Origin of the sequence: Pseudoalteromonas sp. PPB1 (assembly GCF_015356275.1) — a bacterium.
GTDB lineage: Bacteria > Pseudomonadota > Gammaproteobacteria > Enterobacterales > Alteromonadaceae > Pseudoalteromonas > Pseudoalteromonas rubra_D.
Map to the genome: position 1 here is coordinate 1 of NZ_JACEQV010000008.1, position 14,855 is coordinate 14,855.

Annotated in this window: 8 protein-coding genes; 2 read left to right on the forward strand and 6 right to left on the reverse strand. The window is 54.4% G+C overall.

Translation table 11 applies throughout. The features are described from left to right. Positions 1 to 20 precede the first annotated feature (20 nt). Positions 21 to 6,143, forward strand: coding sequence for a non-ribosomal peptide synthetase (locus IY568_RS09750; RefSeq protein WP_323744741.1), 6,123 nt, complete (start codon positions 21 to 23; stop codon positions 6,141 to 6,143). A 153-nt stretch (positions 6,144 to 6,296) separates the two neighbouring features. On the opposite strand, the gene IY568_RS09755 is transcribed toward IY568_RS09750, so the two are convergent. Beyond that, positions 6,297 to 7,529, reverse strand: a complete 1,233-nt coding sequence (locus IY568_RS09755) for a lysine N(6)-hydroxylase/L-ornithine N(5)-oxygenase family protein (protein ID WP_194867444.1) — start codon at positions 7,527 to 7,529, stop codon at positions 6,297 to 6,299. 268 nt (positions 7,530 to 7,797) lie between these two features. Between IY568_RS09755 and dapE the strand changes: the two genes are divergently transcribed. Next, positions 7,798 to 9,021: a succinyl-diaminopimelate desuccinylase gene (gene dapE, locus IY568_RS09760; protein ID WP_125558687.1), complete on the forward strand. Its 1,224-nt coding sequence runs from the start codon at positions 7,798 to 7,800 to the stop codon at positions 9,019 to 9,021. Between the two features lie 22 nt (positions 9,022 to 9,043). Here the strand turns inward: dapE and IY568_RS09765 are convergent, their stop codons facing one another. Genes IY568_RS09765 through IY568_RS09785 form a run of 5 tightly spaced genes read right to left on the reverse strand, consistent with a single transcriptional unit; the run spans position 9,044 to position 14,846 of the window. Next, the gene (locus IY568_RS09765; protein WP_194867445.1) at positions 9,044 to 9,808 is read right to left on the reverse strand and encodes an SDR family oxidoreductase; all 765 of its coding nucleotides are present in this window, start codon (positions 9,806 to 9,808) and stop codon (positions 9,044 to 9,046) included. Then, a complete protein-coding gene (locus IY568_RS09770; RefSeq protein WP_194867446.1) occupies positions 9,798 to 11,120 on the reverse strand; it encodes a condensation domain-containing protein in 1,323 nt (440 codons plus the stop codon). The genes IY568_RS09765 and IY568_RS09770 overlap by 11 nt, the downstream gene beginning before the upstream one ends. Beyond that, positions 11,120 to 11,986 carry an isochorismatase family protein gene (locus tag IY568_RS09775; protein ID WP_194867447.1) on the reverse strand — a complete coding sequence of 289 codons (867 nt, stop codon included), beginning with the start codon at positions 11,984 to 11,986 and terminating at the stop codon, positions 11,120 to 11,122. Before IY568_RS09775 ends, IY568_RS09770 begins: the two co-directional genes overlap by 1 nt. A 23-nt stretch (positions 11,987 to 12,009) precedes the next feature. Next, positions 12,010 to 13,611 (reverse strand): (2,3-dihydroxybenzoyl)adenylate synthase, encoded by a 1,602-nt coding sequence (locus IY568_RS09780; protein ID WP_194867448.1) that lies wholly within the window; start codon positions 13,609 to 13,611, stop codon positions 12,010 to 12,012. Further along, positions 13,608 to 14,846, reverse strand: coding sequence for an isochorismate synthase (locus IY568_RS09785; protein ID WP_194867449.1), 1,239 nt, complete (start codon positions 14,844 to 14,846; stop codon positions 13,608 to 13,610). The genes IY568_RS09780 and IY568_RS09785 overlap by 4 nt, the downstream gene beginning before the upstream one ends. Between the last annotated feature and the right edge of the window lie 9 nt (positions 14,847 to 14,855).

The window sequence follows — 14,855 nt, forward strand, 5'->3', positions numbered from 1 at the left end:
TGAACCTGTGCCCACCGGGTGTGGCTGGTGAGCTTTATATTGCCGGTACAGGACTGGCACGGGGTTATGTTAATCGTGCCGACCTGAGCGCCGAGCGCTTTGTGGCCGACCCGTTTATCAATGATGGTAGCCGCATGTATCGCAGCGGCGACTTAGTGTGCTGGAACAGCGAAGGTCAGCTGGACTATCTTGGCCGGACCGACCATCAGGTGAAAATTCGTGGTTTCCGTATTGAACTGGGCGAAATTGAGGCGGCTTTGTACGCCATTGATGGCGTCCGGGAAGCAGTCATAGTGGCCGACTGCGATGGCGCGACACAGCGTCTGGTGGGGTATGTATCGGGCGAAGCGGGCGTCGAACTGGCGGTCGACGCGCTCAAGGCTGAGTTGGCAGCCCAACTGCCAGAGTATATGGTGCCGGCTGTGATCATGGTGTTGGATACTTTGCCATTGAACAGCAATGGTAAAATCGATCGTAAAGCACTACCGAAACCTGAGCTGAACAGCACCGCGCAGTATGTTGCGCCACAGGGCAAGGCCGAGCAATTACTGGCCGAGAGCTGGCAAAGTGTGCTGGGTGTTGCTCAGGTTGGCCGGGATGATAATTTCTTTGCGCTGGGTGGCGACTCTATCCTGAGCCTGCAGATTATTGCTCGGCTGCGTCAGGCTGGTTTTTCAGTGACGGCAAAACAGCTGTTTGAATTACAGACGGTGGCCAAACTAGCCCCGCTGATGACTGAGCACAATGCTGATGATTTACCACAGCAGAATGTCAGTGGTCAGGTGACACTGCTGCCTATTCAGCAAGCGTTTTTTGAGCGTAACATGGCGCGCTACCAGCACTGGAATCAGGCGGTGATGCTAGAATTGGCGACACCGCTGGCCGCCGAGCAGCTGACACAGCATGTCATTGCTTTGCTGACACAGCACGACGCACTGAGACTGCGCTTTGTCCGTGATGTAGCAGGACAATGGCAACAAAGTTATCGCGATGTCAGTGCCGATATGGCGGCGCAAAGCATCTGGTATCAGCGTGCCTCAATCAGTGAACTGACTGACATTGCCGAGCAGGCGCAGCGCAGTCTGGATCTGGAAAATGGCCCGCTGCTACGTGTGGTGCATGTGAGTCTTGAAGACGGCACTGCGCGCTTATTAATGGTGATCCATCACCTGGCGGTCGATGGGGTTTCCTGGCGCATTTTGCTGGAAGATTTGACTACCTTGTGGCAGTCGGAGCAAGCGCAATTGGGCGCAAAAAGTCACAGCTATCAGTTCTGGGCACAGCAGATCCAAAGCTATGCCTCGTCACATCCGGCTGAATATGCCTACTGGCAGGAAATGGCGACGCCGCAGACCCGTTTCCCTGAGCTGAACCCGGCGGGCAGTCGCCAGTATCAGGCTGCGGATATATCTACCCTGACACTCGATACAGCAACGACTACGGCACTGCTGACCCAGGCTGGACAAACTTATCGAACTCAGGTCAATGATCTGTTGCTCAGTGCTCTGAGCGAAGCCTTATACCGCTGGACGGCACAAACTGAGCATCAGATTAACCTCGAAGGACATGGCCGTGAGCCATGGAATGATGAGGTTGATCTGAGTCGCACTGTGGGCTGGTTCACCAGCCTGTTCCCGGTGTTGTTGACACGCCAGCCTGAGCTGTCTGACACCATTAAGTACAACAAAGAACAGTTACGTAGCATCCCGAACAAAGGGATTGGTTACGGGGCTTTCCGTTACTACGGTAGTGCCTCGCAACGCAGCGAACTGGCGGCACAGACGCCTGCTGAGATAGAGTTTAACTATCTGGGTCAGCTAGATAACGTGGCCAGCAAAGAAGCTGGCTGGCGGCCTGCTACTGAGTCCACCGGTACGGCCTGGGACCCGAATTATGAAATGGACACTGAGCTGTCTATCACAGCGCAAGTCACCGATGGTCAGTTACAGGTGTTGATCCGCTATGCGCCACAACGACTGCCTGCACAGCAGATTGATATCTTCACGGCGCATCTGCAAGGTGCCCTGGAAGAGGTGGTGGCTCAGTGTGCAGTGGCACAGGCGACCTTTACGCCATCTGATCTGCCGCTTAGTGGTCTGAGTCAGGCGCAAATAGATAGCTTGCCCCTGGCACTTGATGACGTCAGTACGTTATATCCTTTGTCACCGATGCAACAGGGCATGTTATTCCAGAGCCTCTATCAGGGGGGCGAAACCTATATTAACCAGAGCTGCTTTATGGTCACTGGCCTGGATGTGGCGCGCTTTAAATCCGCCTGGCAGCAGGTCATTGAACGCCATGAGGCATTACGTACCGGGTTTATCGATGTCGACGGTATCTCTTTGCAGTATGTTGCTAAATCAGCTCAGTTGGACTGGGAGATCGTGGATTGGCGTAATCAAACGGTCTCAGAGGCGGCGCTGAAAGCATTTGCCAGACAGGAATCGCGTCGCGGGTTTGATCTGCAACGTGACCCTGGTTTAAGCAGAATGCGTATTATCGAGCTCCCAGATGGTCGCCACGCTCTGATCTGGACCATGCACCATATCCTGACTGACGGCTGGAGCCGCGCTGCCATGCTGGGCGAGGTGCTGATGGCTTACGAGGGGCAAACCTTGCCGCCGGTGGCGGGTCAGTACGGCGATTACATTGGTTATTTATCACAGTTAGATGAGGCGCAAAACCGCACTTTCTGGCAGCAACAGTTGGCAGGATTGCATGAGCCCAGCTACCTCAGTGGTACTTTGACTAAGCCTAAAAATGGGCAGTTCGGTGGCTTTGATGTGAGCCTGTCAGAGGCTGAATTTACGCAGTTGGTGGCTTTCTGTCAGGACCATCGTATCACGCAAAATACCTTAGTGCAGGGCGCCTGGGCGCTGCTGCTCAGTCGTTACCTGGGCCGCGACACCGTGTGCTTCGGTGCTACGACTTCAGGCCGGCCGAACGATTTGGCCGGTCATGACGCCATCCAGGGCATGTTCATCAATACGGTGCCTATGGTCTCGTCGGTGGACCCTGCCCAGTCGCTGAATGAGTGGTTGCAAGTGCAGCAAACTAATGCACTGGCAGTGCGTGAGCATGAGTTCACACCCTTGTATGAAATTCAAAAGCTGGCAGCACAGTCCCTTGAACTCAGCCGTGAAGGTCTGTTCGATACCCTGTTGGTTTTTGAAAACTACCCAATTGACGAAGCGATGTTGCAACAGGAAGCACGTGAGACGCGTTTTGAGGTATTAGAAGACCGTGAAGAAACCAATTTCCCGCTGACCATCAGCTTTATCCAGGAAGACACTCTACGACTGCACTTCAGCTATCAGGGTAGCGAGCTGGCCGAAGCCGAGGTAAAAGCGCTCGCGGAACTGTACAAAACACTGATCCTGGCTATGTTACAGACACCACAGGCGCGTTTGTCTGAGTTTTCACTGGTCAGTGATACACAGCAGCAGGCGTTGCAGGCGCAGGGCTTTGGTGAGCCCATCACGCCGTTGCATCCGGGGTCTGTTGAGCCCATTTATTTACCGGGCGGTGAGGTGCCTCAGCCTGGGGCAACGCAATATCAGGATGTGGTGTCAACGATCAACCGTCTGGCAGAGCTAACGCCAGATGCTGATGCGGTGATCTGTGATGGTCGCAGCTACAGCTACAAAGCGCTGGCCGACAAATCCAGTCAGTTGGCACATTATCTGCGCGAACAGGGCGTCAAGCCTGAGCAGCGCGTTGGTGTGGCACTGGCACGAGGCATAGATTTACCACTGGCCTTTTTGGCCATTCTCAAAGCCGGGGCGGTGTATGTGCCGATGGATCTCAGTTATCCGCAGGAACGACTGGCCTATATGATCAAGGACAGCCAGATGGCCCATATCCTGGTCAGCGATAACAGCCTAGACGGCATCGCCGGTGCAGCCACTTTGCATCCATTTGCTGACATTAAACTGAGTGAACAATGGCAGCAGCCAGTGGTATGTCCGGCGCAGGGGGCGTATCTGATATACACCTCGGGGTCGACGGGCAATCCTAAAGGGGTGCTGGTCAGCCGGGCTTCTATCGCGGCACATTGTCGTGGCATTGGTCGACGTTATGAAATGCGTCCAAGTGATCGCGAGCTGATCTTTATGTCGTTCTGTTTTGACGGTGCACATGAGCGCTGGTTGACCGTATTGACTCATGGTGCGGCTGTGGTGATCCGCCCTGAGCGCCAGTGGGACTTACACGAAACCTATCAGAATCTGCATCAGCAGCAGGTGTCTATTGCCGTATTCCCACCGGTGTTCCTGCGTGAACTGGCGGCCCATGTTGAGCAGGTGGGCAACCCGCCGCCGGTCCGGGTATATTGTTTTGGTGGCGATGCCATGCCGCAGGCTACTTTTGAGCTGGCTCAGCGTGTGCTGCAACCCGACTTCTTCATCAATGGTTATGGCCCGACAGAAACGGTGGTCACGCCACTGACCTGGAAAGCTTTGCCGGGCAGTGAGTTTGATGCGGTCTATGCACCCATCGGTGAGCTGGTTGGCCAGCGTCAGGCCTGGCTGCTCGACAGTCATCTTAATCTGGTGTTGCCAGGACAGGTGGGTGAGTTATATCTGGCCGAAGAGATCGGTCTGGCAAGGGGCTACCTGAATCGTCCTGACCTAACCGCCGAGCGCTTTGTGGCCAACCCGTTTGCCAACGATGGCAGCCGCCTATATCGTACCGGCGATTTAGTGCGCTGGAACGAGCAGGGGCTGATGGAATACCTGGGTCGTACTGACCATCAGGTGAAAATTCGTGGTTTCAGGATTGAGCTTGGCGAAATTGAAACTCTGTTGCGCAAGTGCTCGGAAGTACGCCAGGCCGTAGTGGTGGCAGATGACACGCCCAGTGGTAAGCGCCTGGTGGCGTATGTCAGTGGCCATCAGGGCGAACTGCCCGATGAAGCCGCACTCAAAGCTATGCTGACGGCCAGTCTGCCGGATTACATGGTGCCTGCGGTGATCATGGCGCTGAGCGATTTACCGCTGAACAGCAATGGCAAAATAGACCGTAAGGCGCTGCCGAAGGCTGAGCTACAAAGTGAGGTCAGTTATGTGGCTCCACACAATCAAAGTGAAGCCTTGATGGCACAGATTTGGCAAAGTGTGCTGGGTGTGGCACAGGTCGGGCGTCGGGATAATTTCTTCGCGCTGGGTGGTGATTCTATTTCCGGGCTGAAAGTGATTAGTCTGTGGCAGCAGCGCAGCGAGCAGCCGCTGGCGCTCAAGCAACTGTGGCAGGCGGGTGATTTGGCAGCGCTGGTGGCAGCCATGCAAAATACGGACAGCACCCTGTTACAGTCGCTGAACCCGCACACGGCGAATGCCGAGACTCTGTATTGTTTCCACGAAGGGAATGGCCTGACTGCGCCATACCGCCCGCTGGCCGAGCAGCTCACGGGTCAGTTTAACTGCGTTGGGGTCGCCCCGGCGGCGAATCTGTCAGACATTAATGGCCTGACTGCGCTGGCCGGGCATTACGCTGAGGCGCTCATGACGGCGCAGCCGCACGGGAATTTCCATTTGATGGGCTGGTCACTGGGTGGCGCATTGGCGGTGCTGGTGGCCCGCATGCTGAAAGCACAGGGACGAACTGTCCGTCAGATATATCTGGTGGACAGCTGGAACCCGTGTAGTGACTTTGCCGCCACGCAGCTGAGTTGGTCAGACTGGGCGCTGGAGTGGATCGGTGGATCTGCTCAGCCGGTCGACACGGCATTGCATCAGACGTTTGTGGCTGAGCTCACTGCCGCCTTACAGCAGGACCTGAAGGATGCCGATACGCTGGCAGCCTGGCTGGTGGCACATCGCACTCGCTTTGCTGACTTGTTCAACGAAGAGTTACTACTGCTGCCTGAACAGGAACTTTGCAAACTGCTATCCGATGGGTATGAGCTGTATCGACTGGCCCGGATGGAGCCGGCAGAGAGTCAGCCGGATTATGTGTTGGAAGGCGTGGCCGAACGGGCGCACGCCTGGTGGTCTACGGATGCTGAGCCTGCTGCGACAGCGGCCTATCAAATCATGTTGGGCAGCACAGTGACGGCGACTCACACAGGGGATGATCACCAGCAGATCATTCGTGCAGCGGCGGTGCAGACCGACCTGATAGCCAAACTCACTCAGCGGGACTAACCCTCCCGCACATCGCTAAAAGCCGCTGTATAGCGGTTTTTTTATGTCTGACAGGCAACGCGAATATCAAAAAAGGGAAGCAGTGCAACAGGCGTTGGAGAGGATGGGGAAAAGCAACACGGGCTTCGCGGTGGAAGCCCGTTTGCAGGGAGATTATAGCTCGAGTGCGTCGACAATCTCTGCAGAGCGTACTGCCAGAATAGACAGCAGCGAGTCGCTGATCCCGTGGGTTTGCTCATTCACACCCTGAGTGAAGATCTTGGGCTTGAACTGGTCGCTGGTTTCGAGTTGATATTGGCGCGTGATGTTAGGTTGCAACCACTCGCTCACTTGCTCAAGCAAAGGTGAGCGGCTTGGGTACTGGTAGCCTGTGGCCAGTACCAGCTGATCGTACTCAACCTGGCTGACACCATGGACACTTTCCAGTTCCAGTACCACTTTGCCCTGGGCATTGATGCTGGCGCCATTGACACTGGTGCGGTTGCGAATAGCCAGTCGATCTGTGCCGTTAAGCTTCTGTTGATAGAGACTGGCGTAAATGTGGTCGATCAGCGGCTCATCCACTACTGAATAGTTGGTGCTGCGGAATTCATTGAAGTAACGATCTTTTTGTTCAGATGACTTGCTGAACACCACGTCAGTAAAGCTGGGATCAAAGATCTCGTTAACAAACGGACTGGAATCGGCCGGCTTCATCGCACCAGCGCGCATGATCATATCCACAGCAGGTTGCTCGTTCATCGCGGCCAGATCAGCGAAGATCTCGGCGCCACTTTGGCCGGCACCGATCACGGCGACGCGATCACCGTCTTTCACTTTATCCTTATTATGCAGATACTGTGATGAGTGCCAGACGTTATCGGCATCCTGAAGTGCGCTGAACGGAGCTGGCACTTTCGCCGAGCCACCCACGCTGACCACCAGGTGCTTGGTCAGGCGGACACTTTGCTGACCTTCATTGTCGCGGCTGATCACTTTGAGGTGATCAACCTGACCGTCCAGTAACACCGGCTCTACGCCACATACCTGCTCACCAAAATGACAGTGATCACGGAAATGACTGGCTGCCCAGCCAAGGTAATCGTTAAATTCGTGTCTTGATGGGTAGAAGGTTTTCAGGTTGATAAAGTTGTCGAGGCGTTTGTTGTGGTGCAGGTAGTTAATAAAACTAAAGTGACTGGTAGGGTTACGCAGCGAGACCAGATCCTTTAAGAAGGAGATCTGCATCGTGGTGTTGTCCAGCAACATGCCGCCATGCCAAAGAAAATCCTGTTGCTTTTCGATAAAGCAGACTCGATCGCTCAGTTTGTTTTGCTCCTGAAGGGCGATTGCCAGGGCCAGGTTGGCGGGACCAAATCCAATCCCAATCACGTCGTATAGTTTCATTGTTTTGCCTTTGATTACCTTAACCACACGCATAGCTGCGTGAAATAGTGTTTCTTGCCCTTAAGGACGAAGGCTACGGGGGTTTCTTTAGGCTTGAGTCGGGGGAAATCACAACAAACCACAGAGAAAAAAAACGCCTTGATCCAGAGCAAAAACCCACCGATTAATATGAATTTTTTACCCACCAGCTCGTCTAGCTAATCAACTGGGGCAAAGGTTTTACTTTTGTCCACAATTTCAATAACTAAGAATGAATGGGTAAAGCGATATGCAAGTTGCCGGAACGGCTCTGAAACGCTGTGCGATATTGAGTGAACAGGCCATTGCACTGACTCAGAAACTGGTGCGTTATAAATCCATTACCCCGGACGATGCCGGCAGCTTTTGCTTTTTAGTTCGCAAGTTGCAGTCGCTGGGGTTTGACTGTCATGAAGTGACGCGTCAGGGGGTCCGTAATCTGGTCGCTAAACGGGTATTTGGCCCGGGTGAAACACTGGCTTTTGCCGGACACCTGGATGTGGTGCCGCCAGGTCCGATGGAATTGTGGCAAAGCCCGCCCTTTGCAGCCAATATTCAGGATGGTCGACTTTATGGTCGTGGTGTTGCGGATATGAAAGGCGCGATTGCCTGTTTTATTGCCGCCGTTGAATCGATCCTGGCGCAGTGTACACGTGGCAGCCTGATGTTTTTGATCACCTGTGATGAAGAAGGGGAGGCAGAGCATGGCACCGTCGCACTGATGAGCTACCTTAAGCAGCAAGGGGTTGATCATCTGCCAGATTACTGTCTGGTTGGTGAGCCCTCAAGCCGCAAGACTTTGGGTGATGTGCTCAAAATTGGTCGTCGTGGATCTTTGTCTGCGCACATTCGGGTCTATGGCCGTCAGGGCCATGTGGCCTATCCGCATAACTGTGATAATGCCACCCATCACACCGCGCGATTATTGCAGCGCTTGTTGGCGCTGGAATGGGATAAAGGCACGGCGCAGATGCCGGGCACTACGTTTCAGGTTACGCAGCTCAACAGTGGTGAGTTTGTTGACAATGTGGTGCCGGGCGCGTGTGATGTCTGCTTTAATTTTCGTTACAGCAGCCGCTTTAATGAGGCGGAGTTAAAGCGCATGATCGACGACATTTTGCTGGATCTGGATTTAAATTACGACATTGAGTGGCAACGTCCCTGCGCACCCTATTTTAATCAGGCGGATGAATTCGTCGCCTTGATCTGCAATGCCATAGAGGCGGTGGTGGATCAGGTGCCTGTGTTGACCACAGATGGCGGCACGTCTGATGGGCGGTTCATTGCCTCCAGCCATACTCAGGTGATTGAATTTGGCCTCAGGAACGACAATATCCATCAGGTCAACGAATCGGCAGACGTGCAGGATATTTCTGATCTGGCACATATTTACCAGTTGGTGATCCAGGCGTTCTGCCTTGATCCGCAGCGGCTGATGGACGCTCAGGTTGAGCAGCTGGAAGCGTTAACTTAATCGTTTGAATGAGGGCGTGACGTTAAAACGTCGCGCCACCATCTAGGGTGATCACCTGTAAGGTGGTATGAGAAGACAGGCTGGATGCCACAAACACAATACTGTCGGCAATTTCTTCTGCAGTGGCCAGCTTCTGCAACGGGATCCCCAGCTTATACTGCGCTGCAAAGCCATCAATCACTCGCTGTGCACCCTTTTCATCTTGCCACATGCCCGTCTGCATTGGTGTCAGCGTCGAGCCTGGTGCTATCACATTACAACGCACACCAAAGTTGGCCAGCTCCAGCCCGGCTGTCAGCGTCAGCTGTGTCACCGCAGCTTTGGAGGCGCAATAGGCTGCCATTTGTTGGCGTGGCGTATCAGCGGCGTTGGAACCTACTGTGACCACTGCGCCTTTACCTTGCTGTTTAAAATGCGGTGTGCAGGCGCGTAAAAAAGTGAACACAGCGGTGCTGTTGACGGTTTGGCAGTGCTGCCATTGAGCCAGCGTCAATTGCTCCAGGTCGCCCAGCTCCAGCACCCCGGCGACATTAATCAGGTTGTACGGGGCAAGTCCCTCCGCGACCAGTTTGTCCAGCTGTTGAGCGAGCTGCTCTGGTGCGCCTAAATCACATTCTATGGCACGATGCAGCACACTGAGATCGCTAAACTGGCGATCAAAGCCAATCACTTTGGCACCCAGCGCATGAAAACGCTGTGCGGCGGCCAGGCCGATGCCCTGGCCGACGCCACTGATCCACACAACCTGATCGTGATATTCCTGTTGCAGTCTGGCATCAAACGACATATCCAGCTCCTGCGGTGAGTTCATTGATGACTGAGTCGAGTGTGCGATTCGGCTGTGCTGACCAGCAGCGGGCTGCGGCGAAGATCTGTGTCTGCACTTGCTGTTGCTCAGAGTCTGTATAACGAGCGACGTTGGCGTCGGTATCCAGCTTAGCCGGTTGGTCCTGCAACAAGTGCCATTGCAACATGATGTCGTCGGTGGCGCCGGCGCTGAGAATATGCGACTGACACGCAACTGCGCCGTATTTAGGATTACTGGAAAACGGTAACAGGTTGACGGTCGGGCCATATACGTGCGGGCTCAGGCCTTGCTTGTTGCGCTCGCGTTTGAGCTCTTCAACCCGAAAGGTCTGCAGTGCTTTGAGAGATTTGATCCCCTGGTTGATCACCCGGCAGCACTGACTGAGGGTCATCTCAGCATCCAGTACCAATGGCAGCGGCATCACGTTGCTTTGCACGCAGGGGGTGCTGAGCTCCACCTGATGCTGGCGGTTCATCATGATCATGCCCAGGGTGACATGGTACTGCCCCGATTTGGCGACCAGCGCGGCGCACACGGCGGCGATCAGCAACTCGGCATGACCGGCCTGACATAAGGAGGCTGCCGACTGAATGGTATGCCAGTCTGCACGGCTCAAAGTCGCACTTTGGCGGCGGTTAGCTTCAGTCACATCCGCCTCACTGCTGCTAAAACTTTTTGCGGGCGGGGTATTCTCAAGCCAGGAGATTAAGGTGGCTTTCGCCACTTGCTGACGTGCCAAGTAGGTTTCGCTGCGTTGCCATTCGAGCAACTGGCTTTGTGTACCAAAGCGCAGATTGGGCAGTGCCCGGCCTTTTTGTAATGCGTTATAACTACGGTTCAGTGCCTGAGTAAACAAGCCAAATCCATAGCCGTCGAGCAGTAAATGGTGACCCACAATAAACAGCAGGTCTTGCTCTGGGGTACGTACCAAAGTCAGTTTGAGCAAGGCCTCATCGGGCAATGAAAAACTCTGTGCCATATACGGTGCAACAAAGTCATTGGCAAAAGCCTGAATGTCTTCTGGCTGGGTGTCCTGGGTTTGAATGTGGATCTGTGGCACCTCCTTATTCGGGCTAAGCTGAGGCACAAAACTGGCGTCATGGACAAACCGGCCCGCCAGACAATCGCTGCTTTGCCACACGTGGGCAAGCGCCTGTTGTAACATGGTTGCGGAGATCTGACCCTGAAACTCGATACATTCGGCGACGTTAAACAGTGTCCCCCGGCCGCTGATGGTGTGCAGCAGCCACATCGCCTGTTGCGAATCGGTTAATGGCAACGCGCTGGACATCAGTCCTCCTTACGCTCTTCGAGCAGCTCAACCCAGGCCGCCAGTGTCGGGATCTGAGCCAGTTCGATAAAGTTGGTTTCAATGCCTTGTTGCTGCCACAGGGCAATGAGGTTCATCACCTGCACGGAATCCAGACCATAGTCGATGAGACTTTCATGTTCATCAAACTCATCCTCCTCACAATCAATCAGCGGCAGGATATGCGCTTTGAGGCCTTCCAGTGTGGTGATGTCCTGCGTTTCTTCTCCCAGGATCTCGGCAACCGTCGCCACTTTGCCGCAGCGTCCAGCCACAAAGTTCAGTGCCATCAGGTGCTCATCGCGGCTGAAGTCGGCAATCGCATCGGCAATCACAAACGGCTGAATGTCACGCATAAAGGCATCTACCGCGGTGGTCATCACCCCGATATGGCCGTAGATACCGACTATCATCAGCTGATCACGGTTGCGCTCACGCAGTTGCGTTTCAAAGTCGCACTTTTGAAAGGCACTGTAGCGCCACTTGGTCAGGACCACATCATGCTCGCCTGGTGCCAATGCATCGACAATCGGCTGTTGCGCCGGGTCTTGCAGGCCCGGGCCCCACATATCGCTCAGTAGTCCGCGTTCATGCTGACCCTGCTTGATTGGCTGGGCGGTGTAATAGACCGGAATACCCTGGTCGTAACAGAACTGCTTGAGGCGCTGAATGTGACTGATCATGGTTTCAATCAGCGGGTTATTATCACCGTAGTAACCGACAAAATAGTGCTGAACATCGTGGATCAACAGGGCGGCACGGTTTGCATCGAGCTGCCAGTCAACGCGGTTTTCGGGTAACTCCGCAGCGCGGGGTAACGGATAATGGGATAGCTTAGGAATACTCATCGTGTTTTTGCTTCTTTTATTAATCAGGCCTGGCCGTCGAACGTGGCACGCAGGGCTTTTTTATCGACTTTACCGACCGCAGTCAGGGGCAGGTCGGTTACAAACTGGAACTTATCGGGGACTTTGAAATCGGCGATCCCCAGTTGACGCAGGTATTTGCGCAGTTGCAAAGGGGTAAGCTTTTCAGCGGCTACCACAAAAGCGCAACTTTTCTCACCCAGCGTGGCATCGGGCATAGAGACGATGGCAACCTGCTCGATGTGCTGATGGCCCAGCAAGTGGTTTTCCACTTCTTCGGCCGCTATTTTCTCGCCGCCACGGTTGATCTGATCTTTATCTCGCCCGACCACAATCAGGTGGCCAGAGGGCAGTTGCCTGACCAGATCACCGGAGGCATAAAACCCCTCTGCATCAAATGCACTGGCGTTATGCTGAGGTGATTTGTAATAGCCCCGGAAGGTATACGGGCCGCGGGTAATGAGTCTGCCGGCTTCACCCGGGGCGACCGGCTGGCCGTGTTCATCAACGACTTTGATCTCATCATCCGGGCTAATGGGACGTCCTTGGGTCGTCAGTACCAGCTCGTCATCATCGTCATGGCGGGTGTAGTTCACCAGACCTTCTGCCATGCCAAACACTTGCTGTAGTTGGGCACCCAGCACCGGCCTGACCTGCTCGGCCACGGTGCGGCTGAGCTTAGCACCCCCAACCTGGATCAGCGCCAGGCTGCTCAGGTCATGGTCGCTGTGTGGTGCATGTTGCAACCACAGCTGGAGTGCTGGCGGTACCAGCGCGGTGTGGGTTATGGCAAAGCGTTCAATCAAGGCAAAGCAGTTACTCGGACTGGGGTCTGAAGCCAGGATCACGGCGCCACCAGCTGCGAAGACGCCCAATGCGCCAGGTGAGCTGAGGGGGAAGTTATGGGGTGCCGGTAGGGCACACAAATAACGGGTATCGCCATGCAGCTGACAAATATCCCGGCTGGCAACAACAGAGTATAGGTAGTCGTTGTGGGTGCGCGGGATCAGTTTCGGAGTGCCGGTGCTGCCGCCAGAGAGCTGGAAAAAGGCCACATCTTCGGGGTTGAGTTTCGGTGCGCAGAAGCTGCGTGGTTGTAAATACGCTTGCTTCAGCTCACTGTTGCCTTTGCTGTGGTCAACCATGATGTGGTTGATACAGGCAAAGCGATTGTACAATTCCTGAGAGAATGATTCGTCTGCAAACAAAGGCTGAGCAGAAGAAACCAGCAGCAGCTTAGGTTGCAGGATCTCACAATAACTTTGTAATTCAGTGCGCTGATGATTAAACAGCGCGCAAACCGGTGCTACGCCAAGCTTAAGCAGCGCAAAGTAGCTGATATAGAACTCCACACAGTTGGGCAGCTGAACCAGCGCGGTATCGCCTTGTTGCAACCCCTGACTGGCCAGGTGGGCTGCGAGGTTGGTGCTATATTCATCGAGTTGCTGATAGCTTAGTTGCCGGTTGGCATCCGCCACGGCAATGCCTTGTCCATTGTGCACCAGTTGGTCGTCTAGAATACTGGTAAGCGGTTTATCCTGCCAGTAGCCCTGGGCGCGGTAGTGGGCGGCCAGCTCTTCGGGCCACGGGGTATATTCAATACTCATAGTGTGTGTTTCGTTGCTAAGTGATAGGCATGCCGTACGTCCAGCGCGTTCAGCATAGTGTTTAATTTGGCCTCGGTTTCCAGCCACTCTGAACTGGGGTCGGAGGCAGCCACAATACCGGCACCGGCAAACAAGGTCGCCAGATTGGTTTGCAGGTAACCACAGCGGATCACCACCACCCATTCGCCATTGCCCTGGTTGTCACACCAGCCAACGATCCCTGAGAATAAGCCGCGGCCGTGACCTTCCAGCGTGTCGATGTGCTGGTACGCCAGTGCTGTGGGTTTACCACACAGTGCCGGCGTTGGATGGAGGCGGTTGGCCAGCGCGATTGCGGGCTGTTGTGGGGTTGTGAGTGTGCCTTCGATAACCGTTGATAGATGCCACATGGTGGCTGTGCTAAGCAGATCGGGTTGCTCGGGTATATGCAATTGGGTACACAACGGGCCGAGGATCTGTGCCATGTCCTGTAAAACCACAGCATGTTCATAGCGGTCTTTTTTCGATGCGAACAGGGTTGAACGGCGCTGTGCTTCGACGCTGGGGCAAGGATCCCGGGGGATTGAACCGGCCAGCGGGTTGCTAAAAATTTGTCCGTCAGATTTGCGTAGTAATAGCTCAGGGCTGACGCCCATTAATACCCCAGCTGCTTGCTCAGTATCAGCATCATGCAACTGACTGGGGATCGAAAAGTGATAACCACTGGGGCTTTGTGCCAGTAATTGAGCGAGTACGCCAACCTGATCCAGTGGTTGCTCAAACTGTAATTCAACCTGTTTACTGAGTACGATTTTATCCAGCTCACCGTCAGCAAATAAGGCTTTGGCATCGCGCACGGTTTGCTCAAAGTGTGCCCGGTCTTGTTTGTAGTGCACGGACAGCAAGCGATTCGGTGTCTGAGCACTCGTATGCTGTGCACTCAGACATTGTGCGAAGAGTTGTTTATCCAGCGTGCTGACCTGCTCCGGGATGATAAACTGAGCCTGCTGCTGCTTACAAAACGGTATCACTCCAAAGGCGATAGCATGATCCTGGTGGCTGGCTGCGTGCGCATCTAATTGTTGTTGCAGCTGACTTGCCAGCGCCTCGTTATCATTAATGGCCAAAGTAAAACGTTTGGCCATACCACGACTTACCAGGCATGACTGTCCGGAAACAAATAAACAGTCCTGCTCGGGCCGGAACTCGCCAAGTTGGTGCGTTTGGGTAGGTTCGGATAATTGACCAGCATGCATGGATTTACT

Bases quoted from the DNA above. Each gene is read 5' to 3' on its own strand.
- IY568_RS09755 (WP_194867444.1), bottom strand. From the start codon at position 7,529: ATGAAACTATACGACGTGATTGGGATTGGATTTGGTCCCGCCAACCTG.
- IY568_RS09770 (WP_194867446.1), bottom strand. From the start codon at position 11,120: ATGTCCAGCGCGTTGCCATTAACCGATTCGCAACAGGCGATGTGGCTG.
- IY568_RS09775 (WP_194867447.1), bottom strand. From the start codon at position 11,986: ATGAGTATTCCTAAGCTATCCCATTATCCGTTACCCCGCGCTGCGGAG.
- IY568_RS09780 (WP_194867448.1), bottom strand. From the start codon at position 13,611: ATGAGTATTGAATATACCCCGTGGCCCGAAGAGCTGGCCGCCCACTAC.
- IY568_RS09765 (WP_194867445.1), bottom strand. From the start codon at position 9,808: ATGTCGTTTGATGCCAGACTGCAACAGGAATATCACGATCAGGTTGTG.
- dapE (WP_125558687.1), top strand. From the start codon at position 7,798: ATGCAAGTTGCCGGAACGGCTCTGAAACGCTGTGCGATATTGAGTGAA.
- IY568_RS09785 (WP_194867449.1), bottom strand. From the start codon at position 14,846: ATGCATGCTGGTCAATTATCCGAACCTACCCAAACGCACCAACTTGGC.